Source organism: Thioclava sp. GXIMD4216 (genome assembly GCF_037949285.1).
Lineage (GTDB): Bacteria > Pseudomonadota > Alphaproteobacteria > Rhodobacterales > Rhodobacteraceae > Thioclava > Thioclava litoralis.
The window spans coordinates 2,080,579-2,104,766 of sequence record NZ_CP149926.1; the positions used below are offsets into that span (position 1 = coordinate 2,080,579).

Genomic DNA, 24,188 nt, shown 5'->3' on the forward strand with positions numbered 1-24,188 from the left:
TCGGGTGAACCAACTTGCCACTTTGGGAAATTTTGATGCAGCAAGCTTCGACATGGGAAGCAGCAGTCCGGGTCTGACCAAAAAACAGAAGGCGGCGATTATTGTCCGTCTGCTGTCTTCCGAAGGCGAGAAACTGCCCCTGATGCAGCTCAGCGATGACCAGCAAACCGAACTGGCCGAGGAAATCTCGCGGCTGAGTATGGTCGACAAAGACACCATGAACACCGTGATCGAAGAATTCTGCAACGAGCTGGAGGCGATTGGCATCACTTTTGCCGGTGGTCTGGATTCGGCGTTGAAGCTGTTGCAGGGCCAGTTGACGCCCTCTGCCGAAAGCCGCCTGCGCAAACTGGCGGCGGGCAATTCCCGCTCTGACCCGTGGGAGCGGATTGCCGCGCTGGAAACCGACGCGCTGGCCCCGATTGCCGAGGAGGAGAGCATCGAGATTTGCGCTGTACTGCTGTCCAAGCTGACGGTGGCGAAATCGGCAGAGCTTCTGTCGAAAATGCCCGGCGAGAAAGCGCGGCGCGTGGCCTATGCTGTGTCGCTGACCGGCAATATCGCCCCCGAGACGGTTTGGAAAATCGGTCAGGCGATTATCGCTCAGGTCGATGCGGTGCCGGTGCGGGCCTTTACCTCGGGGCCGGTCGAACGGGTCGGGGCGATCCTCAACTATACCAAAGCGACCACCCGCGATGATGTTCTGACAGGCCTTGACGAGGCCGATAAGGATTTTGCCGATCAGGTGCGCAAGGCGATCTTCACCTTCGCCAATATTCCGGTGCGGATCGCGCCGAAAGACTTGCCGAAGATCCTGCGCAATGTGCCGCAGGAAAGCCTGCTGACCGCGCTGGCTGCCTCAGTCACGGGCGAAAATGCAAAGGCGGCAGAGTTCATCCTTGAAAACATGTCCAAGCGCATGGCTGACGGGCTGCGCGAGGAAATGGAGACGCTGGGCAAGATCAAGGAGAAGGATGCCGAAGAGGCGATGGGCGCTGTTGTGAATGTCATTCGCGAGATGGAAGCTGCCGGAGAGATTTTCCTTGTTGCCGAAGATGAAGACTAAGAGCCATATTCTTCAGCATTGATTCTCCGTGACTCGCGGATTGCAATCTTTGTCCTGAACTCTGTGGCGGCATGCTGCCGAAGTTATCGCCAACGTTAGCGCAACCCCGCAATGTTTACGCTAACACGCTGTTTGCGCGTGTTTTCTCGCGGTGCATGCAGTGGTATTCATGAGGCAATTCATGAATCTGATCGCTTCGTTTGGGAGAGCATCATGACCGTAACCATCGGGATTAATGGCTTCGGCCGCATCGGGCGCTGCACGCTGGCGCATATCGCAGAAGCCGCGCGCAATGACGTGCAGGTTGTGAAGATCAACGCCACGGGGCCGATCGCAACCAATGCTCACCTGCTGAAATATGACTCCGTCCACGGGCGCTTCGGCGGTCAGGTCAAGGTCGAAGGCAATACGCTGGATCTGGGTCAAGGCCCGATCGAGGTGATGTCGACCTATAACCCGCAAGATCTGGACTGGGATGGCGTTGACGTCGTCCTTGAATGCACCGGTAAATTCAATGCCCGTGACAAAGCGGCGGTCCATCTTGGTCGCGGCGCGAAGCGCGTTCTGGTGTCGGCACCGGCGACCAATGTCGACCGCACCGTGGTTTACGGCGTCAACCATCGCGACCTGACGCTGGCCGACGAGGTTGTCTCGAACGGTTCCTGCACCACCAACTGTCTGGCACCGTTGGCAAAAGTGCTGAACGAAGCGATCGGCATCGATTCTGGCGTGATGACCACCATTCACTCCTATACCGGTGACCAGCCGACGCTCGACCGTCGCCACAAAGACCTCTACCGTGCGCGCGCCGCTGCAATGGCCATGATCCCGACCTCCACCGGTGCAGCCAAAGCCATCGGTGAAGTCCTTCCCGAGCTGGCGGGCCGTCTGGACGGGTCCTCGATCCGTGTGCCGACCCCCAATGTCTCGGCTGTGGATCTGACCTTTATCGCCAAGAAAAACGTGACGGTCGATGACGTGAACGAAGTCGTGCGCGAGGCGGCAATGGGGCATATGGGCAAGGTTCTGGCCTATGATCCCGAGCCGAAGGTCTCGATCGACTTCAACCACACGCCCTACTCGTCTATCTTCGCCCCCGACCAAACCAAAGTGACCGGCGGCAAGCTTGTGCGCGTTCTGGCATGGTACGATAACGAATGGGGCTTCTCCTGCCGTATGGCCGATGTGGCCGGCACGATGGGTCGCCTGTTGCACTAAAGCTTTCGGCCAGTCCGGGAGCGGAAAAAGAGGGTCTATGACCAACCGTATCGCTCTTGGGCTGGCCGCCCTTATCGTGCTGGCAATGCTGGCCGATCTTCTTCTGACCGGCGGCCACACGCTGTTCTTTCTTTCCAGAAAAATAACCGACCTCGTCTATTATCTTCAATTCTGGCGCTGAAGACCTACATTCGCGTTGACCTTTTACGTCGAATGTTCATGTTAGCGCAAACGGTGCCCTTGGCGCCGCAGAAAGCGAGAGGAGACAAAGATGACGGTCAAAGTAGCGATCAACGGCTTCGGGCGGATCGGGCGCAATGTATTGCGTGCTATCGTGGAATCCGGTCGTACCGATATCGAAGTTGTGGCGATCAACGACCTCGGTCCTGTTGAAACCAATGCGCATCTGATCCGGTTTGATTCGGTGCATGGCCGCTTTCCGGGCGAAGTCACCACGGGCGAGGACTGGATTGATGTCGGACGCGGCCCGATCCGCGTGACCGCATTGCGCGATCCGAAAGATCTCCCTTGGGGAGATGTCGATGTGGCGCTGGAATGCACCGGTATTTTCACCGACCGCGAGAAAGCCGCGATCCACCTGCAAAACGGCTCCAAACGCGTGCTGGTCTCTGCCCCCTCGAAAGGTGCCGACAAAACCATCGTTTTTGGCGTTAATGACAGCACGCTGACCACCGAAGATCTGGTCGTGTCGAACGCCTCCTGCACCACAAACTGCCTGTCGCCGGTGGCCAAAGTGCTCAATGACACCGTCGGAATCGTCAAAGGGTTCATGACCACGGTGCACAGCTATACCGGCGACCAGCCGACGCTGGATACAATGCATAAGGATCTCTATCGCGGTCGCGCAGCGGCCATGTCGATGATCCCGACCTCGACCGGCGCGGCCAAGGCGGTCGGTCTGGTTCTGCCGGAACTCAACGGCAAGCTGGATGGCGTGGCAATCCGCGTCCCCACCCCGAATGTGTCGGTCGTCGATCTGACGTTTGAAGCCGCGCGCGCCACTACGGTGGAGGAAATCAACGCCGCCATCAAAGCCGCCGCAGAAGGTCCGCTCAAGGGCATTCTGGGCTATACCGCCCGCCCGAATGTCTCGATCGATTTCAACCATGACCCCCATAGCTCGACCTTCGCACTCGATCAGACCAAGGTTATGGAGGGCACGATGGTGCGCATTCTGACGTGGTATGACAATGAATGGGGCTTCTCCAACCGCATGGGCGACACGGCGGTCGCGATCGGTAAGCTTATCTGAATATTGGCAAAAATGTGTCAAAAAGGGGGCCGTCGTGCCCCCTTTTTCATGCTTACTCACCAAGGCTTCAAGGGTATGTGACTGGAATCTGGGAACCTTTTTACGACGGGCCGAGTTATCCACACACTGGCGCGGAACGACCCCGCCCCGATAAAAGCAAACCCACTCCTCGGAAGGAGTCACATGATGGACTGTAAAACTCGTATCTTCTCGCTCGCCCTTATTGGCGGTCTTGCCAGCAGCGCCGCCATTTTTCCGGCTTTCGCTGAAGACGCACAGGCCCCTAATCTTGACAAGGTCGAACAGAAGGCTGCCAGCGACGCGGATCTCGTCAAGCTTTCCAAGGAGGCGGCTTTGTCCATGCATGCCGTGCGCGGGGCGCGTCTGGCAATTTTCGATGGGCAGGATGATGCAGCGGGAAAGATGATCGACGGAGCCCTGACCCATATGCAGCACGCTGAGGCGCAAGGGTCCAAGGGGATCGCCCCAATGAACACCACCCAGCCGGGCGCCTATGTGCCCTTCGATCTGTCGATGAATGTCGGTGCCGATTTTACCGTGACCAAGCAAAACGAGCATCAGGTCGAAGCGGCGCAGACGATGGCAGCCAACGGCAATGCGCTCGGCGCGGCGAAACTCCTGAAAGCATCGGATGTTTCGGTGGACCTTTCTTCAGCGCTGATTCCGGCAGATCTGGCGACAGACCAACTGAAACAGGCCAAAGCCGCCTATGCTAAAGGCGACCTGCAAGCCGCAAATATGGCGTTGAAAGATGTCGAGGAATCGGTGGTTTTCCAAAGCGTGGATTACCAGCGCATCCCTGACCCGTCGCCCCGGATGAGCGCAAACAGCGCCGCCAAGCTTGTCCCCGGCGAAAGTTAAGCCAGTACGACATGCAAAACTGCCTGACCTGCGTCAGGCAGTTTTCAGTTTTGCCCCCAAGCGTTGATGCACGGCAGGGGTAACAAAATGCGAGACATCACCGTCCAGCCGCGCGATCTCCTTGACCAGTTTTGACGCAATCGCCTGACGACGGGCATCGGCCATCAGGAACACGGTCTCGATCTCGCTGTTAAGCGCACGGTTCATGCCAACCATCTGGAATTCATATTCAAAATCGGCGACGGCCCGCAGGCCGCGGATGATGATATTGGCCCCCACATCGGCGGCACAATCAATCAACAGATTTTCGAAAGGATGCACCCTAATCTCGCCGCCCCGGCGGGCCGTGATGGAAGCGCATTCCGCCTCCAGCATCTCGACACGCTCTTCCAGCGAAAATAGTGGCCCCTTGTCACGGTTGATCGCGACACCAATCACCAGACGGTCCACTAAAGACAGTCCGCGCTCGATGATATCCAGATGCCCCAAAGTGACCGGATCGAAAGTTCCGGGATACAAACCGATACGCATGGGGGGCTCCTACCTCTGCTCCCGCGCGTCCTCGCTCGCGCGGTTCTTCCGCGACAGGCAACAAGATTGTCATCCCAGATGCAAGGGTTAACGCGTAAATCGGATTGGAATAGGGCAAATTTTCCGATCAGAGCCAACCCGCACCAACTGCCGGTCGCCCCCGAGTGCACGCAGGGCGGGCCAGCGGCCCACCCGTTTTTCTCAGTTGCCCATGATCATGCCGGTCAGGGCTTCTTTTTCCATATGGAGTTCATCCACACGCGCGGCCGCCACGTCACGGATGGAAATCAGACCGATCATTTCGTCGCCCGACAGCACCGGCATATGGCGGAAACCGCCCGCGCTCATCATCTCCAGCACTTCCGTCGTGGTTGTGGTCCGGCAGCAGCTGGTGATCTTGGTGGACATGACCGTCGACACCGGATGCGACAGGCAAGTGCCGCCATGACGTCCGATTTCGCGGATCAGATCCCGCTCGGAAACGATCCCGTCGATATGTTTGCCATCGCGCGACACGACGACCGCCCCGATCTTGCGCGCGGAGAGCAGACGGGCAACTTCGGCAATCGAGTCCTCGGGCATAACCGTCACAACGCCGTCATCTTTCTTCGACTTCAGAATTTGTAGAACCTGCATGGCATCCTCCTCAGGCAAATGTGGTCCTTTCCCCGATACCAAGGGTCGGGGTCGCACCCCCATTCTGTCAAGCCCGAGGAGTAAAGACGCCCCTAGAGAAAGGTCCTATTTCAGCGGGTTTCCGCGAAATTGCGACACCGTGACGCAGGGGCATGCCTGATTAATAAGCATGAGCTAGCTCATTGGTTTATAAAACTTTTATAAGCCTGATCGCTATTCAGAAATAGTTAACCCCTGTGCGGCCAAGGCTTCCAGTCGCGCAACCTCTGCGCGAAGCCCCTGCCCCAGCATCTCGGCCACCCGCGTCAGCCGTTCAGACCGGCGGTCATCGGCATGGCGCAGCAGCCAGAAGGTCCGGCATAAAGACACCTCCTCCGTCAGCACCGTCACCACCCCCGGCGCGAAGGGCAGCGCGAAATCATGCACGATCCCCAGCCCCGCCCCCGCGCGCAGCATCTGCATCTGCACCGAAACCGAATTCGACGCCAGCGCCACGCGTTCGGCCCCCGTCTCGGACTGGTAATCCAGCCCCTTGTCGAAAATCATATCGGAAATATAGCCGACAATCCGGTGGTCTTTCAGATCCGCCCGCGAGCGGATTTCGGGATGTGCCGCCAGATAGGAATGATGCGCTGCCAGATGCAGCTGGTAATCGGCCAGCTTCTGCACCGTCAGCCGCCCCGCCGTGGGCCGCGACACGGTGATCGCCATATCCGCCTCGCGCTTCGAGAGGTTGAACACCCGCGGCAACGCGACGATCTGCAGATCCAGTTCGGGATTTTCCTCGGCGATCCGCTTGCAGATCTGCGGCAGAAGATAATTGGCAATGCCATCCGGCGCCCCGATGCGCAACTGGCCCGTCAGCTTTCCGGCCTGCCCGCTGATCTCTTCTTCGGCCAGCCCCATCGCCTGTTCCATCGCCTCGGCATGCGGCAGAAGCCGGATTCCGGGATCGGTCAGCGTGTAGCCCTGCGGTGATTTCAGAAACAGCTTGGTCGAGAGCCCCTCCTCCAAGCGCCCCACACGCCGACCAACCGTTGCCGCGTCGCATTTCAGGCTCCGTCCGGCACCGGACAGGCTTTCGGCACGCGCCACCGCAAGAAACACGCGAAGATCATCCCAATCCATGGATCACCACCCCTCAAGGCTTTGCGATTTTGCAAAACTTCCTTTGAGACTTATCCCCTTTTCTGCGCAATCTCGCAATACTAGCCTACAGCGGAACGTCGCAAGACAGCGACAGAGGAGGACATCATGAAAGATTTTGGAGGCCAAGGCGTGAAAGAGCTGGGTCATTGGATCAACGGCGAATATGTCGCCGGTAAATCGGGCCGTTTTGCCGATATCTACAATCCGGCAACGGGCGAGATTCAGGCGAAAGTCGCGCTGGCAACGGTTGAAGAAGTGCAGTCGGCCATCGCCAAAGCAGCCGAAGCACAGGTGAAATGGGCGGCCACCAACCCCCAGCGCCGCGCCCGCGTCATGATGAAATTCGCCGCGCTCATCAACGAGCATATGGAAGAGCTGGCAGAGCTGGTCTCGCGCGAGCACGGCAAGACCATCCCCGATGCGCGTGGCGACGTCCAGCGTGGTCTGGAAGTGGTCGAGGTCTGCCAGGGCGGCCCGTCGCTTCTGAAAGGCGAATATACCGATAACGCCGGTCCGGGTATCGATCTTTACTCCATGCGTCAGGCGCTGGGTGTTGTGGCAGGCATCACGCCCTTCAACTTCCCCGCGATGATCCCGCTGTGGAAAATGGCGCCCGCACTGACCTGCGGTAACGCGATGATCCTCAAGCCGTCCGAGCGCTGCCCCTCGACCTCGTTCCGTCTGGCGGAACTCCTGAAAGAAGCTGGCCTGCCCGATGGCGTGCTGCAGATCGTCAATGGCGACAAGGTGGCCGTGGATGCGATCCTGGATGACGAAGTGATCCAGGCTGTGGGCTTTGTCGGCTCGACCCCGATCGCGCAATATATCTATGGCCGCGCCACCACCAACGGCAAGCGCGCGCAATGCTTCGGCGGTGCGAAAAACCATATGATCATCATGCCCGATGCCGATATGGACAAGGCCGCAGACGCGCTGATCGGCGCAGGCTACGGTGCGGCAGGCGAACGCTGCATGGCGATTTCTGTCGCGGTTCCGGTGGGCGAAGGCACTGCCGAGAAGCTGATCGAGCGCCTCGTGCCGAAGATCGAAAAGCTGAAAATCGGGCCGTATACCGCAGGCGAGGATATCGACTATGGTCCGGTCATCACCAAAGCCGCGCAAGAGCGTATCCTTGGCCTGATCGACAAGGGCGTGGAAGAAGGCGCGACGCTGGTGACCGATGGTCGCGGCTTCAAGCTGCAAGGCTATGAGAACGGCTTCTATGTCGGCCCGACCCTTTTCGACAATGTCGAGCCGAACATGGAGATCTACAAGCAGGAGATCTTCGGGCCGGTTCTGTCGATGGTGCGCGCATCGTCCTATGAGGACGCGCTGGCACTGGTCATCGAAAACGAATATGGCAACGGCACCGCGATCTACACAGCCGATGGCGATGTGGCGCGCGATTTCGCAAGCCGTGTGAATGTGGGCATGGTCGGCATCAACTTCCCGATCCCCGTTCCGCTGTCCTATTACACCTTCGGCGGCTGGAAGAAATCGGCCTTTGGCGACCTGAACCAATATGGTCCGGATGCCTTCCGCTTCTACACCAAAACCAAAACCGTCACCGCCCGCTGGTTCTCCGGCATCAAGGACGGCGCGTCGCTGAACTTCAAGGCGATGGACTAACGCTCCCTGTCGGGGCCTTCCTCCCCGATACGAAAGCCGCTCCCTCGGGGGCGGCTTTTTCTCTTTGCGGAACAGCTTGGGTCATGACGTGGTTGGGACGGTAAAAGGAGCTTTCAGATGTTCGATACCTCCCGCCCCACCGCCACCTTCCCCGAGCCGATCCGGCAGGATGTGGATGGCATTCCCGTTCTGGCCCAGCCCCCTGCGGGCGAACTCCGCGGGATCTGGCTGCATGTGCCGGCCTATGAGCTCTCTAAGGAAGAGGCTCTGCCTGTTTTGCAGCGCGCGGCCCGTCTGGGCTATCTGGGCGTCAGCTTCGACCCGTGGATGATGGGCGCGCGCACCATCCCCGAAGATACCGATAACGCTACCCGCCGCGCCCGCATCTTCGCCAATTTCCGGCGCAACTTCTGGCCGATCCTCGGGCAGACCGCGATAGAGGTGCCCCGCGTCCTCGATTGGGCCGAGGCGGAATTCGACATCCATGCCCCCGTCACCATGTCGGGCCATTCGATGGGCGGCGATATCGGCGTGGTGGCCATGGGCCTCGACAAGCGCATCACCAAACTGGCGGCCGTGGTCGGCACCCCCGACTGGACCCGCCCCGCCGCCCGTGATCTGGAGACCCAGACCCACTTCATGGACCTTGGTCAGGCTGACTGGCATGCACGGTTTTTCCATGATGCGCTGGACCCGATGACCCATCCCGAACGCTATGCCCACGGTCCGCGCATCGCCTTCATTCTGGGGGGCGAGGATGAGCATGTCCCCCGCAACGGAGCCGAGCGTTTCCGCACCGATCTGATCGAGCGTTACGGGCTGGACAGCATCACGATCACCTATCTCGCGGGCAAGACCCATATGGATTTCATGGAGTACGACCTCTGGTGGGACGAGGCCGTTGCGCAACTTCAGGCACAATAGGCTTGCGGCGCCTTGCCGCCTGCCCCACCATCGCCGCAACCGAGGAGGACCCAGAATGGACGACGTGCATATCCGCATCCAAGGCCGCGCAGGCCGGATCACGCTGACCCGCCCCAAGGCGCTGAACGCGCTGAGCCACCCGATGTGTCTGGCCATCGAGCGCGCTTTGGACGACTGGCGCGAGGACAGCTCGGTGGATCTGGTGATCCTTGATGCCGAGGGCGAGCGGGCCTTTTGCGCCGGTGGCGATATCGCGGCTGTCTATCATGCAGGGCGCGCGGGCGATTACGCTCTGGGGCAGGCCTTCTGGCGCGACGAATACCGGATGAATGACAAGCTTGCCCATTATCCCAAGCCGATCCTGTCCTTCATGCAGGGCTTCGTGATGGGCGGCGGCGTCGGGCTGGGCGGTCATGTCCGCCACCGGATCATCGGCAAGACGACACAGGTTGCCATGCCTGAATGCGGTATCGGCCTTATTCCCGATGTCGGCGGCACATGGCGCCTTGCGCAGGCCCCCGGATATCTGGGCGAATATCTGGGCCTGACCGGTGCGCGTATGGGCCCTGCGGATGCGCTTTATGCAGGTTTTGCCGACAGGGTGATCGCCGAAGAGAACTGGCCGCATCTGATTGCCGCACTCTGTCAGTCCGGCACGGTGGATGCCCTGCCTGCGGGCGAGCTCCTGCCCGAGGGGCCTCTTTCCGCGGCCCGCACCGTGATCGACCGCTGTTTCGGGGCGGATGATCTGGCCGCCATCCTTGTGAATCTGGAAACGGCGGGCGACAGTTTCGCCCTTGAAACGCGACAGACGCTAGAGCGGAACTCGGCCCTGTCGATGGCGGCGACCCTGCGGCTTGTGCGTATGGGTCGCGAGGCCCGCGACATCCGCGAGGCGCTGTCGAACGAGTTCCGCTTCACCGCCCGTGCCTGCGAATCCGCCGAGTTTCTGGAAGGGGTGCGCGCCCAGATCATCGACAAGGACCGCAAACCGGTCTGGCGGTTCGCATCCGGCGCGGATATGCAGGCGCGGGTGGATGCCCTTCTTGCCCCCTTGCCAGAAGATCTGGCTATCAATTTCGGCGCACAGGCCTGCCCAGCTTAAGCAAAGCTGAAAAGTTCCGTCTACACAAAAAAGTTTTTCTTTTAAAAACAGCGATCAAAAGCGGTTAGCAGTTCGTTTAAAGGACATATGACTACAAAGGAGCAGTTCATGAAACGCCTACTTATGTCCGCATCGATTGCCTTGGTTACCCTTTCGGGAGCTGCATTCGCCGATCAAGGTCACAACACAAACGGCTGCGCGCCGGGCCAGAAATGTCAGGCCTCGCAGAGCCAGAAGTCGGACAATCATGGCAAGGCCGTCTCGGCTCAGGCCAGCTCGAAAAAAGCGGCCCCGCAACAGCAGGTCAGCGCAAAACATAGCGCCCCGGGCCGTGCGCCGAGCGCCGCCCAGCTCAAACGCCTGCCCGCACCGCCGAAAGGTCAGGAATACCGCATCGTGAACGAGCGCGTCGTGCGCGTCGATACCGATACGCTGAAAACCGTGGCCGTGATCGGCCTCGTCAGCGCCCTGCTGAGCAACAAGTAATCGCTCGCATATCCCGTTGAAGGCCGGACATTTTCCAATGTCCGGCCTTTTTCCGCCAAGGCGCTCGGGCCTTGGGCAATAAACCGCGCAGGCTAAATTCCGCTTCTGGAACTTCTTCCCCGCCATGCGCATTTCTTACTCAAATCGAAGGAGTAAGTCATGAATAAGACCATGAAAAATTCGCTCATTCTCGCAACGACCCTGTCGCTCGCCCCTCTGGTCGCACTGGCGGATCCGCCGTGGCAGAAAGGCGACCACAAAGGCATGCCGCCGGGCATTGCGAAAAAGGTGGATGACCATCATCGCGGTGATAACGAGAAGGTCATCGTCATCGACCGCCGTGATGACCACCGCGACGACCGCCGTGTCGAAGAGCGTAGGGTCGATGATCATCGCTTCCCCAGCCATGAGTGGCGCCGTGGCGAGCGGATCGACCGTGACTATGTTGTGATCCGCGATCCGGGTCGTTATGGTCTCGACCCGCACTATACCTATTATCGCAGCTATGATCACGTCTATCGCGTCGATAAGACCGGTCAGATGCTGGCACTGATCGGTGCGGTAAATGCCATTCTGAACTAATCGGAGACCGAATGTCCGGTTTTACACCTTCTCTGATCCGCACCCTCGGCGTCACCGCCGGGGGTGTTTTGTTGATATCGCTCGGCCTCTCGGCCCCCGCGACCGCACAAACGGTCCTGCGCGGCGGCAATGCCATCAACGCGCCCAGCAATCGCGAGGGTGCCGCCCTTGTGGCGCAGCAACCCGAAAGCGAACGCGATTGCAAAACGCTCTCTACCGGCTCGACATTCTGCCGCGTGCCTGGCACGCAGGGCGTGCGCGGGCGCTGGGTATTACAGGCACAAAAGGCTCCGGAATTTGCGGTCGGGGACGATTTTCCGATCTATCAACATTCCATGCTGATGGATCTGCGCCGGTATGACCTTCCCAATGTGGATGGCGATTGGCGCTATTATAAGGTGGGCCGGCATATCTACCGCGTCGATGCCCGCACAAAGAAAGTGCTTTCAGTGGTGGAAGGCAGCTTCCGTTAGGGGCGCGGCGGCCCGAACCGCCCGCCGACTATCCCTGCGTCTTCCGCCCTATCGGTCCGAGATCGGTATCATGGAACCCTGCCCGCCGCTTCAGACCAAACCCCAAGGCGCGGTCGATACCGGCATGCGCCATAACCACAAACCCCGCCGCCACCATCCAAGGCGTCGCGATATCACTGCCCCAACCCATTGCGCCAAGAGCGGCAATCCCAAGCCCGAAGCCGTAGATATGGCACAGATTATAGGTGATCGCCCCCGTGGCCGGTCCGAACAGATAGCCCGCAAAGGACAGATCGGGCGCAAGAAACAACACGACCCATACCCACCACGGCCAGCCGGGGTCCAGCACATAGGCCAGATAGATCCCCGCGATCGCAACCGTCAGCCCTTCAAGGCGACGCCACATGCGGTCCTGTGCCTGATCCGCACTCATTCGGCAGCCACTTTCAGCCCCAGCATCGGCGCGAGATAGCGCCCCGTATGGCTGCGCGGCTCGGCGGCCACGTCTTCGGGCGTGCCCACGGCCACGATCTCGCCACCGCCATCGCCACCCTCGGGGCCGATATCGATCAACCAGTCGGCGGTCTTGATGACATCAAGGTTATGCTCGATCACCACCACCGTATTGCCTTGGTTCACCAATTCGTGCAGCACTTCCAATAGCTTGCGCACATCCTCGAAATGCAGACCGGTGGTCGGCTCGTCCAGGATATAGAGGGTGCGGCCCGTGGACCGCCGCGAGAGTTCCTTCGACAGTTTCACCCGCTGCGCCTCGCCGCCCGAAAGCGTCGTGGCCTGCTGGCCCACCTTGATATAGCCAAGGCCGACCTCCATCAGCGCATCCATCTTCTCGCGGATCGAGGGCACCGCCTTGAAGAATTCCTGCGCGTCTTCCACCGTCATATCCAGCACATCGGCAATCGACTTGCCCTTGTAGAGAACCTCCAGCGTCTCGCGGTTATAGCGCTTGCCGTGGCAGGTCTCGCATTCGACATAGACATCCGGCAGGAAGTGCATCTCGATCTTGATGACACCATCGCCCTGACAGGCCTCGCAGCGCCCGCCCTTCACGTTGAAGGAGAACCGCCCCGGTTTATAGCCGCGCGCCTGCGCCTCGGGGAGCCCCGCAAACCAGTCGCGGATCGGGGTGAACGCGCCGGTATAGGTGGCGGGGTTCGAGCGCGGCGTGCGCCCGATGGGACGCTGGTCGATATCGATGACCTTATCCAGATGCTCAAGCCCCTTGATCGTCTCACAGGGCGCGGGCGTCTGTTTCGCGCCATTGAGCCGCATGGAGGCGGTCTTGAACAGTGTCTCTAGCGTCAGGGTCGATTTCCCGCCCCCCGACACGCCCGTCACACAGACGAACTTGCCCAAGGGAAACTCGGCGGTGACATTCTTGAGATTGTTACCCGTGGCCTTGACCACAGTGACCTTCTTGCCATTGCCCTTGCGGCGGGTCTCGGGCACCGAAATCTCGCGTTTGCCCGACAGATATTGCCCCGTGATCGAGGCGGGATCAGCCGCCAGTTCCTCGGGCGTGCCATGCGCCACCACGCGGCCACCATGCACACCGGCTCCGGGACCGATATCGAAGACGTAATCGGCATGGCGGATGGCATCCTCGTCATGTTCCACCACCAGAACCGAATTCCCCTGATCGCGCAGGTTCTTCAGCGTGGTCAGCAAGCGGTCATTATCGCGCTGATGCAACCCGATCGAGGGTTCATCCAACACGTAAAGCACCCCCGTCAACCCCGAGCCGATTTGGCTGGCCAGACGGATGCGCTGGCTTTCCCCGCCCGAGAGCGTGCCCGCCGCGCGGGAAAGCGTCAGGTAATCAAGGCCGACATTGACCAGAAAGCCCAGACGCTCGCGGATTTCCTTCAGGATCGCCTTGGCGATCTCATTCTTCTGATGGCTCAGCTGGCTGGGCACGGTATCGACCCATGCAAAGGCATCCTTGATCGACATCTCGACCACCTGCCCCACATGCAAACCCGCAATCTTCACGGCCAAGGCTTCGGGCTTCAGACGGTAGCCATGGCAGGCCCCGCAGGGACGGGTGTTCTGGTAACGCTCCATCTCCTCGCGCGACCAAGCGCTTTCGGTCTCGCGCCAGCGGCGTTCAAGATTGGGGATGATGCCCTCGAAAGTACGCTCGACCTGATAGACGCGCCCGCCCTCATCGAAACGGAAGGGGATCTCATCCTTGCCAGACCCACGCAGGAACAGGTCCTGAATCTTCTTCGGCAGATCCTTCCACGGGGCCTTCTTGTCGAAGCCATAATGTTTCGACAGCGCGTTGATGGTCTGGGTCACATAGGGGCTTTTGGTCTTGGCCCAAGGCGCAAGCGCGCCGCCTGCAATCGACAGCGACTGATCCGGCACCACCAGACGGTCGTCAAAGAACATCTCGACGCCCAAGCCGTCACAGACCGGACAGGCCCCGAAGGGCGCGTTGAAGGAAAACAGACGCGGCTCGATCTCGGGGATGGTGAAACCCGACACCGGACAGGCGAATTTCTCGGAAAATGTGATGCGCTCGCCCTCGCCCTCACGCGGCGCGGTTTCCAGAATGGCAATCCCATCGGCCAGATCCAGAGCGGTGCGGAAACTATCGGCCAGACGGGTCTCCATGCCCTCACGCACTACGATCCGGTCCACCACCACATCGATATTATGGCGGAATTTCTTGTCCAGAACGGGCGGCTCTTCCAGCTCATAGAACTCGCCATTGACCTTCACACGCTGGAAGCCCTGTTTGCGCAGCTCAAGGAATTCTTTCTTATATTCGCCCTTCCGGTCACGTACGATGGGCGCCAGAAGATAGCCGCGCGTGCCCTCTTCCATCGCCATCGTGCGGTCCACCATATCCTGCACCTGCTGCGCCTCGATGGGTTTGCCGGTGGCGGGGCTATAGGGGGTGCCGGCGCGGGCAAAAAGCAGCCGCATATAGTCGTAGATCTCGGTCACCGTGCCCACGGTCGAGCGCGGGTTCTTCGAGGTGGTCTTTTGTTCAATCGAAATCGCGGGGCTTAGGCCCGAGATATGATCCACATCGGGTTTCCCCATCATATCAAGGAATTGCCGCGCATAGGCCGAGAGGCTTTCGACATAGCGCCGCTGCCCTTCAGCATAGATCGTATCAAAGGCCAAAGACGATTTCCCCGAGCCCGAAAGACCGGTGATCACCACGAACTGGTCCCGCGGAATATCCAGATCGACATTCTTCAGGTTATGTTCCCGTGCGCCACGGATTTCGATGGTTTTCAACTCGGGCATTTGGACCTCCGCTAGCCTTGGTCCCATAGATAGGCGCAACTTCGGAAACTGCCAATGGCAATTCGTGAACAAAATACGAACAATCACCTGCCCTCCTGTGCAATTTCGGGAAGATAGGACACATCGCCTGCGAATTGGGCGGCCCTACAGGAAAGACGCTGCGCGACGCGATCAATTTTCCACCTATGCCTGATCCTGCCCCTTGCAAGGCCCAGCGGCTTGGCGGCATCACTGGCATCACTGTGCCCCACCGGAACGCGTGCGGGCCTCACCCAAGGAGCATGACATGTTCGGTTTTCTGCGTCGCCGCGGCAGCGCTATCCCCAAAATCGAGGCCCGCGACGCAATAGAGCGGGTCCGCGCCGGAACGCTGGTTCTGATTGATGTGCGCGAGGATGGCGAGGTGCGTCAGACCGGTCGCGCCAAGGGAGCCCTGCATATCCCTGTCGGATCGCTGCTGAAAAAGGCCCATCCCGATAGCGCCGAGTGTCTGCCGCAACTTGCCACCTGCCCGCCTGTGGCGCTGTATTGCGTGTCCGGCTCGCGCTCGGAAAACGCCGCCAAGATGTTGCAGCAGATGGGCTATCAGGAGGTCTTCAACATGGTCAGCCTCCGCTACTGGCAGGCCGCAGGCGGCGAGATCGAGGTCTGACACCCGCAGCAGGCCCGCATATCGCCCGCCGACCGCGTCCTGAAATGCAACGCCCGCCTGAAAAGGCGGGCGTGTCGGATCAAGGCTGTGGAACTCAGAAGTGGATCGCGATGCCATAGGCATCAAGCACCGCCTCATGCATCGATTCCGAGATGGTCGGATGCGGGAAGACGGTATGCATCAGGTCTTCTTCGGTGGTCTCAAGCGTGCGCCCGATCACGAAGCCCTGGATCATCTCGGTCACTTCCGCGCCCACCATATGCGCGCCCAGAAGCTCGCCCGTCTTCGCGTCGAACACGGTCTTGACCATGCCCTCCGGCTCGCCAAGCGCAATCGCCTTGCCGTTGCCGATGAAGGGGAAGCGGCCGACCTTGACCTCATGGCCCGCAGCCTTCGCCTTGGCCTCGGTCATGCCCACGCTTGCCACCTGCGGCGTGCAATAGGTACAACCCGCGATGGTGCCTTCCTTGATCGGATGCGCATGTTTGCCCGCGATCAGTTCCGCCACCATGACGCCCTCATGGCTTGCCTTATGCGCCAGCCACGGTGCGCCCGCGATATCGCCAATCGCATAGAGGCCGTCCACGCCCGTGCGGCAGAATTCATCCACCACCACATGAGTGCGGTCGATCTTCACGCCCAAAGCTTCCAGCCCGAGGTTTTCGACATTGCCCACAATGCCCACAGCGGAGATCACGGTATCGACCTCAAGCGTCTCGGTCTTGCCGTCTTTTTCCAGCGTTGCGATGACCTTATCGGCCTTGCGGTCCAGCGATTTGACATTGGTCTTCTCGCGGATCTTCATGCCCAGCTTTTCAAACTGCTTCTTGGCGAATTTCGAGATTTCCTCGTCTTCGACCGGCAGCACGCGCTCCATCACCTCGACGACAGTGGTCTCGGCGCCCAGCGTGTTGAAGAAGGAGGCAAATTCGATCCCGATCGCGCCCGAGCCGATCACCAGCAGTTTCTTCGGCTGATGCGGCGGGTTCAGCGCGTGCTTATAGGACCAGACGCGCTTGCCATCGGCCTCAAGCCCCGGCAGGTTACGCGCCCGTGCGCCAGTGGCCAGCACGATATTCTTCGAGGTCAGCTCTTCGACACCCTTGTCGGTTTTCACCGAAACGGTGCCTTTTTTGGCCACGGTCGCCTCGCCCATGAAGACGGTAACCTTGTTCTTCTTGAGCAGGTGCCCGATGCCGCCCGAAAGCTGCTTGGCCACGCCGCGCGAGCGCGCCACGACCTTATCAAGGTCATAACCGATCTTCTCGGCGCTCAGCCCGAAATCAGCCGCGCGCTCCATCAGGTGGAACACTTCGGCAGAGCGCAGAAGCGCCTTGGTCGGGATACAGCCCCAGTTGAGGCAGATGCCCCCGAGATGCTCACGCTCGACGACGGCGACTTTCAGCCCGAGCTGTGCCCCGCGGATCGCAGCAACATACCCCCCCGGGCCTGCACCGATCACGATCATGTCGAAGCTTTTGGCGGCCATGCGGATTCCTCCATCTGAAAACTAGTTTGGTATTAAACTAGTTCTGCCGAGGGATCAATCTCAGAGGCGCTCGCCAAGCAAAATCGCTTCCTGCAAGGGCCGGTCGGTAATTTCCTCGGACCGGCGCAGCAGATCCAGCCCGCCATTCCACAAAAAACGCGCCTCGGCTTCTGTGGAACGGCGACCGACGATCTCGTTGCGCCACGGGAAGCGCCCGAATTGCGCAATGACCGCCTGACGCAAACGCGCATCCAGCACCGCACCTTCCGGCATCCGCGTCTCGAACAAGGCCACCCCGTAGCTTTGCGCATCGGGATCTTCGGCATGGATGAAGGGAAAATAAAAAAACTGGCGCAAGGCACCAGTCATCTCGAGATCATATCCCTGAACCACCGCATGGCGCGCCACTTCCAGCGCCTGTGCATCCGCCACCCAGGCATCCACCGTGCCGCGGAACATATGGCGTGGCATCTGGTCCAGCAGCACAATCAGCGCCAGCGCGCTTTGCGGTGTATCCCGCCATTCGTCCAAAGTCCCCACCCGCGCCTTGCGCCAGAGCTGCGCGAAGCGGCGCTGCATTTCCTCATCCAGCGCGACATCCGCGCCAAACCAGCGATCCGGCCCCATAATCTCGCACCAGAAGCCGATAACATTCGCAACCTGTTCCATGACCCGCGTCCCCAGACAGTGCCTTTGGCCCGAGCCTGTCACGTTTGCTTCACGACGCAAGCCCCAAAGACAAAATCACGAAGATTCGACCTTCGGGGCGGCAATTTCAGAGGTTTTACGCCGATCACGGCTCTTCCGGCTTGGTGCCATAGGCCGGGTCCGCCGAATCTTCGGGCATCGGAGCGGTCTCGTCCTCGGGGTCGACGGGCAGCGGCAACGCGACCCCCGAAGCGGCCTCTGCGGCGCGCAGGTTATCATGGGCTTCCTGCTCGGCGCGCGCTTCCGCGTCGGGGTCCTCGGTCACGGCATCAAGCGCGTAATTCACCGCATAGGCGGTCACGGCCGGAGACAGCACCGCGAAGGTGCCCGTATCTTCGGATGCCGGTGCCGGACGTTGTGTCATCCGGTAGATCCCGTAGCCCGCCAGCAGGGCATAGAGCACACCGATGAACAGGAAGAAGGCCTGCGGCCCAAGCGTTTCCATCATCCAACCCGTGACCACCGGCCCTGCAACCGAGCCGATCCCGTAAAGAAACATCAGCCCCGCCGATGCGGCAGGCATCTCAGAGCGGTCGAGGAAGTCATTGGTATAGGCCACAAGGATCGAATAGACGGGGTTGGAAATCCCGCCCAGAACCGCCGCCATCGGCAGCAGCACCCAGAAAGGCGGCGTGGCAAAAAAGAGATAGAGCATGGAAAGGGTCGCGATCACCGTCAACACGGTAACCATCATCCTCCGGTCCACACGGTCGGACAGGTAGCCCAGCGGGAATTGCGCGATCAGCCCGCCGACATAAATCGCCGAGACGAAAAGCGAGATCTGCTTGACGTTCAGCCCCGCCTGCGTCCCCCAGACAGACACCATCCCGAAGAGCGCGGAAAACACGCCCCCCATCAGGAAAATTCCCACGCAGCCGAAGGGCGAAACCGTCCACAGCCTACGGAAGCTCATGCGTTTGCCAGAGGAGAAATCCGGCGCATGCACGGCAGAGAGCAAAATCGGGGTGAAGGCCAGCGACACGAGGATCGAGGGGATGACAAAGAGGAAATAGCCTGCCGGATCGCCGACATTCAGCATCAGCTGCGCGCTGACGATACCGATCGATTGCACGACCATATAGGCCGCCAGAAGCTGGCCACGGTTTTCCTTCTCGACGCTGGAATTCAGCCAGCTCTCCGCCGAGATATACACGCCACAGAAGCAAAACCCGATCAGCACCCGCATGAGTGACCATGCGATCCAGTTGGGAGCAGCAGCATAGGCGATCAGCACGGCCGAAATCAGCGACCCGAGTGCGGCAAAGACCCGCACATGGCCCACACGACCGATCAGCCCGGGGATCGAGCGCGACCCGATCAGGAAGCCTGCGAAATAGCCTGTCATGACAAAGGACATCTCGTAGGTGCCGATGCCCTCGAGCTGGCCCCGGATCCCCAAAAGCGTCCCCTGCATCCCGTTGCCGACCATCAGCAACATCACGCCCAAAAGCAGCGCCCAGCTATCCTTTATCGCGGCGAACATCAAAGCCCCCTAATCGAATACTATCTGAATGTGCCAAAACCGACATTCGCGGCGAGAATCTCCCTCAGCGCCCCGCGCTGAGCTAGTCCCCGTAGGGGCCAGTGTCCAGTTTCGTTTTAAGCTTTTCAAGCAGGGATTATCAGCAAGCTTACGGGATCAATAGGGAACTGTCGCCATACGAGAAGAACCGGTACTCCTGCGCCACCGCATGGGCATAGATCTCGCGAATACGCTCGGGGCCCATCAGCGCCGAAACCAGCATCATCAGCGTCGATTTCGGCAGGTGGAAATTGGTCATCAGCGCATCGGTGACGGCAAATTCGAAGCCCGGATAGATAAAGATATCGGTGGTGCCACGGAACGGCGCAATCGCCCCTGTCCCGCGCGCCGCCGATTCAATCAGCCGCAGCGCCGTGGTGCCCACCGGAATGACGCGCCCGCCTGCGGCTTTGGTGGCGGCAATCTCGGCCGCGGCTTCGGGCGTGATCTCGCCCCATTCGCTGTGCATCTTATGGGTGGTGACATCATCGACCTTCACCGGCAGGAACGTCCCCGCCCCGACATGCAGGGTGACTTCGGTGAACTCCACCCCTTTGGCATGGATCGCCTCCAGAAGCTCGCGGGTGAAATGCAGGCTGGCGGTGGGGGCCGCCACCGCACCGGAATGGCGGGCGAACACGGTCTGATAGTCGGATTTATCCTGCGCATCGGGTTTGCGCAAAGCCGCGATATAGGGCGGCAGCGGCATTGCCCCCGCCTCTGCCAGCGCCGCGTCGAAATCCTCGCCCGTCAGGTTGAAGCGGATCGCCAGCTGGCCCTCGGCAATCTCTGCCACCTCTGCCGACAGATCGGCGGAAAAGCGGATCACCTCGCCCTCTTTGACCTTGCGCAGGGGCTTGGCCAGCGCCGTCCAGCAGCCATCGGCGCGCGGCTCCAGAAGCGTCACCTCGACATTGGCCGTCACCTCGCCCTGCGCCGCTTGGCGGGTGCGCGTGCCCGACAGCCGCGCGGGGATCACCTTGGTGTTGTTCAGCACCAACCGGTCGCCCTTGCGGAACACATCCACCAGATCGCGCACATGCAGATCCGTAATGCCCCCGCCTTGCGCCAGCAGAAGTTTCGCCGCATCGCGCGGGCGGGCGGGCCTTGTGGCAATCAGCCCTTCGGGCAGGTCAAAGTCGAAATCCGAAAGTTGCATCATCGTCTTATTCTGTGCTCAGCGCGGGCGGATCGGTCCGAAACAGGTTGCGGAACATCCCCGGCGTGAAGATGGAAAGCGGGTTGATCGACACTTTGGGCGCGGTCTTCGACCCCCGCAGGGTATAGGTGAAGCCAAACAGGCCCTCGCCGCGTCGGCTCAGGATCTGGCCTATCCCGTTGACGATGTAAAGCGGAGAGATCACCCCCTCCATATCAAATGCCCCCGATCCGATGTGATAATTGCCATTCAGCGTGATCCCCATCGACGCGCCTGTGGCACGGCCTTCGGTCACGGATACGCCCTGCGGCGTCAGTTTGAAATCGGCCGAGGCGTTATTGAACACAATGCCGTCGCCGGTCAGTTGCTCCAGCAGCCCCACGATAGAGGCCGCCGACAGCATCGAGGCCAGAATAGGCGCATTGGTGATTTTCAGATTGCTGGCCCGAAGCTGCCCCACATAGCTGCGATCCCCCATAGGCGACAGGTTCAGAACCATCTGCCCGCCGCGCGCATTGTCAAACAGCTTGGCCGAGGCCAGCACGCCGCCCGCATCGCGGGTTTCCACCCGCACCGCAGGCCGCCCGGAGGCCGAAGGCCCCACCGCACCGCTGACCACCGCCCCGCCATTGAGGCGGGCGTCAAAGGTGCCGTTGAAGCCCGCACGGGTGTTGAACTGGCCCACAAGGTCGGTCAGCTCGATCCCGTCCGTCACCAGCAGCCGGTCCAGCCGCACCGATAACGGGGTCGAGGCCGACGCGCCGCCCCCCGTGCTGCCGCCCCCCGTGCTACCGCTGCCCGCGCCCTTGGTTCCCGACGGAAGGTCCGACAGCGTCAGGCGCCCGCCACGAATGGCCACGCCCGGCGGGCGGTTGCGCCCTTTGCCAATCAGATCGGCGGCGCCGTTGAACCAGCCGCCAATCGACAGACGGTCGAAGCTTGCGCGCTCCAGCCCCTCGCCATCGGCCCGCAACGCGACCGAGCCTTCCGCCTTCAACCCCGGCACATCCAGCGAGATCCGGTCGACCTTCACGGGCTGGCTCAACTCGCCCGCAATCGACAGCTTGCCCGAAGAGGCCTGCCCCTTGCGCCAGCTGATCTGCGGGATCGACAGGCCGATCCCCTTCATATCGCTGCGGATCACATATCTGACCGGCTCTCCCGTCACCATATCCAGATCCAGCGCGGCCCAGCCCTCGCCGGACAGAATATTGTCGGGCAGCGCCACGCCCAGCTTGGTCAGCCCTTCGGGGGTGATATTCAGATAGCCCTGCACCTGGGAATGCTGGGCCTCTTCGGGGGTGAATTTCTTGATCCACCACGCATCGAATTTCTGGTCCTGAAACAGGCCCCGCCCGCCGATGCGCAGCCCTTTTTCCGGATCGGCAAGCAGTCGCATCTGCCGCGAACGCAGCACCTTCCCCGGAACGATCTGGTCGCTATAGACATCGGTCAGCGTGGCCGAGACATCATATTTGAAATCCGTCGGTTTCAGATGCGGCTGTAACGGAAATTCAAGATGCGTCCGCGCGACGGCCCAGCCCTTGGCGATATCCGTTCCCTTGCCGGCCTTGCTCATAAAGCTGAAGGGCGGCTCGTCCAGCAGGGAAAGTGCCGCCGGAATCTGCGAACGGGTCACCAGATCGACCTGCATCGGCGCAGGCTTAAGCTTGATATTGGGAACTTTCAGCGTGGAATCGGCCACCTCGATTGCCCCGCCATCGGGGGCCGTGACCTGCCCTTCTTCCACCATCATCGCATAGGTTGTGCCATCCAGCGTGGCAAAACCGCGCCCGTCCTCAATATTGGGCAGCGTCTTGACCGCGCGCACATCGGCACCGCTGAATTCATACCCCAGATCTATGCGCGGGTCATGATTGGGGGCAATGCGGATGGCCGCCCGCACATTGTAAAGCGTGCCATCGGCAATATTCTCGTCAGCCCATTTGCGCGTATGCTCGACAAGCTTCGGCGGCCAGAGCGCCAGCAACCCTTTCGAGGAAATCCGGCTGATCCCGCTATCAAGCGACACCTGCCAGCCTTTGGAACTGGCCGCCAGAGAGCCTTTGGCCGAAAGCCGTGTCTGGTCCTCCATCAGTTGCGCCTGACCGATATCCACACGGAACGGATCAAGCCCGATGCGCAGATCGACCATCCCGTCAGAGAAATGGGCAGGCTGTTCCAGCACCCCTTCCGGATCAAGCTGCAGATCGTTCAGCGCCACTTGGGTGACAAGCTGGCGCGGCAGGCCATTGGCAAAATCACGCAGCATCACCGAGCCGGTCGCCTTGAAGGCGGCTGCGGTGCTATGCACCTCGAGGCGGCTCATCTCGATCCGCTGTTGTTTCTGGTTGTAGCTCAATTCCAGCGCCGCGCTTTCAAACGGAATCGGGCGCGACCCTTCGACAGGGCTCAACGCCCCTGCCCCGATATTCAGCTTGGCCACCATCCCCGACACGACGCCCTGATCATCAATCGCGGTCTGCAACGACCCCGAGATCGGCGCGTCCAGCACCGAAAGCCCTGCAAGCGCGGGCGATTGCACGGCCAGATCACGGGCAGGCACCCCCGTGACCGCCGCCCCGAACTGCGCCCGCGGCGAATTCTTGTAAGTGGTCACGCCCAAGGCAAGCTGGGCGGGCATATCGTTCTGCTCGCCCACATTCAGCGACAGGCTGGCCGAGATACGGTCGGCCTCCTGCGTCAGGCGGAACTGCCCTTTCGACACCCGCCAGACCCGCCCGAGCCGTTCGTCATCAAGGCGGATATCGATCGTGTCGGCGCGGATCTCGCTGAGATCTTGCAACACAGGGGTGGCAAAGGCCGCTTCGACGGCATCGGTCACATCCGAAAGACTGTCGATGGCCAGATGCTGCATCTCGCCCTGACCGCCGAAATTGATATCCAGCGACCCGTCGGAAAGGCGGCGCATCGCAACGGCGGCCCCCTTCAATTCGATGCTCGACAGGGCAATCCGGCGTTGCAGAAGCGGCATCGGCAGAACGGCGGCCTGCACCTGCGGCAGAACCGCAATCGGGCGTCCGGACGGCGCCAGAAGCTGCACCGAATTCAGCCGCACCTGCGGGCGCAGGCCGCTGGCAATCACCAGATCCGCCCCGCCCGAGAACCGCGCCTGTAACGTGCCGCCAAGCGCCTGATTGACACGCGCCTCCACCTTGGTGGTGATCGCCATCGGCACCCGCATCGGATGATGGGTCACGGCGGCCCAAGCCAGCACAGCCACAAGACTGACGACAGGCACGGTCAGCACCGCCAGAAAAACAATCAAAATCATATAGATAGAGCGCGATCTTGCGGGCGGCCCCTGCATGGGAGGGCGGCCGACAGGCTGCGTTGGGGCACGCTTCGGCTCTGTCTCGTCTTCCGGCTTGGAAAAATCGGTCGTGTCGTCTGTCACG

The 24,188-nt window shown here is 60.7% G+C and carries 22 protein-coding genes; 12 read left to right on the top strand and 10 right to left on the bottom strand.

Features of this window, described 5'->3' with window-relative positions; all coding sequences use genetic code 11:
• The first annotated feature begins 4 nt into the window (after positions 1-4).
• The 5 genes from WDB88_RS10230 (at position 5) to WDB88_RS10250 (ending at position 4,439) form a co-directional block, all read left to right on the top strand.
• Positions 5-1,066 carry a FliG C-terminal domain-containing protein gene (locus tag WDB88_RS10230; protein WP_339107573.1) on the top strand — a complete coding sequence of 354 codons (1,062 nt, stop codon included), beginning with the start codon at positions 5-7 and terminating at the stop codon, positions 1,064-1,066.
• 213 nt (positions 1,067-1,279) lie between these two features.
• The gene (gene gap, locus WDB88_RS10235; protein WP_339107574.1) at positions 1,280-2,284 is read left to right on the top strand and encodes a type I glyceraldehyde-3-phosphate dehydrogenase; all 1,005 of its coding nucleotides are present in this window, start codon (positions 1,280-1,282) and stop codon (positions 2,282-2,284) included.
• Positions 2,285-2,321: 37 nt separating this feature from the next.
• Positions 2,322-2,465, top strand: coding sequence for a hypothetical protein (locus tag WDB88_RS10240; RefSeq protein WP_339107575.1), 144 nt, complete (start codon positions 2,322-2,324; stop codon positions 2,463-2,465).
• Positions 2,466-2,555: 90 nt separating this feature from the next.
• Positions 2,556-3,557, top strand: coding sequence for a type I glyceraldehyde-3-phosphate dehydrogenase (gene gap, locus WDB88_RS10245; protein ID WP_339107576.1), 1,002 nt, complete (start codon positions 2,556-2,558; stop codon positions 3,555-3,557).
• A gap of 186 nt (positions 3,558-3,743) precedes the next feature.
• Complete coding sequence (locus WDB88_RS10250; RefSeq protein WP_339107577.1) at positions 3,744-4,439, top strand: YfdX family protein; 696 nt, start codon at positions 3,744-3,746, stop codon at positions 4,437-4,439.
• Positions 4,440-4,472: 33 nt separating this feature from the next.
• On the opposite strand, the gene coaD is transcribed toward WDB88_RS10250, so the two are convergent.
• The 3 genes from coaD to WDB88_RS10265 form a co-directional block, all read right to left on the bottom strand.
• On the bottom strand, positions 4,473-4,970 hold the full coding sequence (coaD, locus tag WDB88_RS10255; protein WP_339107578.1) for a pantetheine-phosphate adenylyltransferase: 498 nt from the start codon (positions 4,968-4,970) through the stop codon (positions 4,473-4,475).
• Between the two features lie 201 nt (positions 4,971-5,171).
• Entirely contained in the window at positions 5,172-5,606 is a 435-nt protein-coding gene (locus tag WDB88_RS10260) for a CBS domain-containing protein (protein WP_339107579.1), read from the bottom strand.
• Between the two features lie 213 nt (positions 5,607-5,819).
• A complete protein-coding gene (locus WDB88_RS10265) occupies positions 5,820-6,734 on the bottom strand; it encodes a LysR family transcriptional regulator (RefSeq protein ID WP_339107581.1) in 915 nt (304 codons plus the stop codon).
• Between the two features lie 150 nt (positions 6,735-6,884).
• Between WDB88_RS10265 and WDB88_RS10270 the strand changes: the two genes are divergently transcribed.
• The 6 genes from WDB88_RS10270 to WDB88_RS10295 all read left to right on the top strand — a co-directional run bounded on the left by WDB88_RS10270 (position 6,885) and on the right by WDB88_RS10295 (position 11,954).
• The gene (locus WDB88_RS10270; protein ID WP_339109515.1) at positions 6,885-8,384 is read left to right on the top strand and encodes a CoA-acylating methylmalonate-semialdehyde dehydrogenase; all 1,500 of its coding nucleotides are present in this window, start codon (positions 6,885-6,887) and stop codon (positions 8,382-8,384) included.
• Between the two features lie 117 nt (positions 8,385-8,501).
• Positions 8,502-9,308, top strand: coding sequence for a prolyl oligopeptidase family serine peptidase (locus WDB88_RS10275; protein ID WP_339107582.1), 807 nt, complete (start codon positions 8,502-8,504; stop codon positions 9,306-9,308).
• A gap of 55 nt (positions 9,309-9,363) precedes the next feature.
• Entirely contained in the window at positions 9,364-10,413 is a 1,050-nt protein-coding gene (locus WDB88_RS10280) for an enoyl-CoA hydratase/isomerase family protein (RefSeq protein WP_339107583.1), read from the top strand.
• 108 nt (positions 10,414-10,521) lie between these two features.
• A complete protein-coding gene (locus WDB88_RS10285; RefSeq protein WP_339107584.1) occupies positions 10,522-10,899 on the top strand; it encodes a hypothetical protein in 378 nt (125 codons plus the stop codon).
• Positions 10,900-11,058: 159 nt separating this feature from the next.
• On the top strand, positions 11,059-11,481 hold the full coding sequence (locus WDB88_RS10290) for an excinuclease ABC subunit A (protein ID WP_339107586.1): 423 nt from the start codon (positions 11,059-11,061) through the stop codon (positions 11,479-11,481).
• A gap of 11 nt (positions 11,482-11,492) precedes the next feature.
• On the top strand, positions 11,493-11,954 hold the full coding sequence (locus WDB88_RS10295) for a hypothetical protein (RefSeq protein ID WP_339107587.1): 462 nt from the start codon (positions 11,493-11,495) through the stop codon (positions 11,952-11,954).
• 28 nt (positions 11,955-11,982) lie between these two features.
• On the opposite strand, the gene WDB88_RS10300 is transcribed toward WDB88_RS10295, so the two are convergent.
• Both WDB88_RS10300 and uvrA read right to left on the bottom strand, forming a co-directional pair.
• Positions 11,983-12,387, bottom strand: a complete 405-nt coding sequence (locus tag WDB88_RS10300) for a DUF4260 domain-containing protein (protein ID WP_339107588.1) — start codon at positions 12,385-12,387, stop codon at positions 11,983-11,985.
• The gene (gene uvrA, locus WDB88_RS10305) at positions 12,384-15,239 is read right to left on the bottom strand and encodes an excinuclease ABC subunit UvrA (RefSeq protein WP_339107589.1); all 2,856 of its coding nucleotides are present in this window, start codon (positions 15,237-15,239) and stop codon (positions 12,384-12,386) included. Before uvrA ends, WDB88_RS10300 begins: the two co-directional genes overlap by 4 nt.
• A 286-nt stretch (positions 15,240-15,525) precedes the next feature.
• Between uvrA and WDB88_RS10310 the strand changes: the two genes are divergently transcribed.
• Positions 15,526-15,891 (top strand): rhodanese-like domain-containing protein, encoded by a 366-nt coding sequence (locus WDB88_RS10310; protein WP_339107590.1) that lies wholly within the window; start codon positions 15,526-15,528, stop codon positions 15,889-15,891.
• Between the two features lie 94 nt (positions 15,892-15,985).
• Here the strand turns inward: WDB88_RS10310 and lpdA are convergent, their stop codons facing one another.
• From lpdA to WDB88_RS10335, 5 genes are all read right to left on the bottom strand, one after another.
• The gene (gene lpdA, locus WDB88_RS10315; RefSeq protein ID WP_339107591.1) at positions 15,986-17,380 is read right to left on the bottom strand and encodes a dihydrolipoyl dehydrogenase; all 1,395 of its coding nucleotides are present in this window, start codon (positions 17,378-17,380) and stop codon (positions 15,986-15,988) included.
• A 60-nt stretch (positions 17,381-17,440) separates the two neighbouring features.
• Complete coding sequence (locus tag WDB88_RS10320) at positions 17,441-18,049, bottom strand: DUF924 family protein (protein ID WP_339107593.1); 609 nt, start codon at positions 18,047-18,049, stop codon at positions 17,441-17,443.
• A 124-nt stretch (positions 18,050-18,173) separates the two neighbouring features.
• Positions 18,174-19,571, bottom strand: a complete 1,398-nt coding sequence (locus tag WDB88_RS10325; protein ID WP_339107594.1) for an MFS transporter — start codon at positions 19,569-19,571, stop codon at positions 18,174-18,176.
• Positions 19,572-19,719: 148 nt separating this feature from the next.
• Positions 19,720-20,769 (bottom strand): tRNA preQ1(34) S-adenosylmethionine ribosyltransferase-isomerase QueA, encoded by a 1,050-nt coding sequence (queA, locus tag WDB88_RS10330; protein WP_339109516.1) that lies wholly within the window; start codon positions 20,767-20,769, stop codon positions 19,720-19,722.
• Positions 20,770-20,776: 7 nt separating this feature from the next.
• Entirely contained in the window at positions 20,777-24,187 is a 3,411-nt protein-coding gene (locus WDB88_RS10335; protein WP_339107595.1) for a hypothetical protein, read from the bottom strand.
• Between the last annotated feature and the right edge of the window lies 1 nt (position 24,188).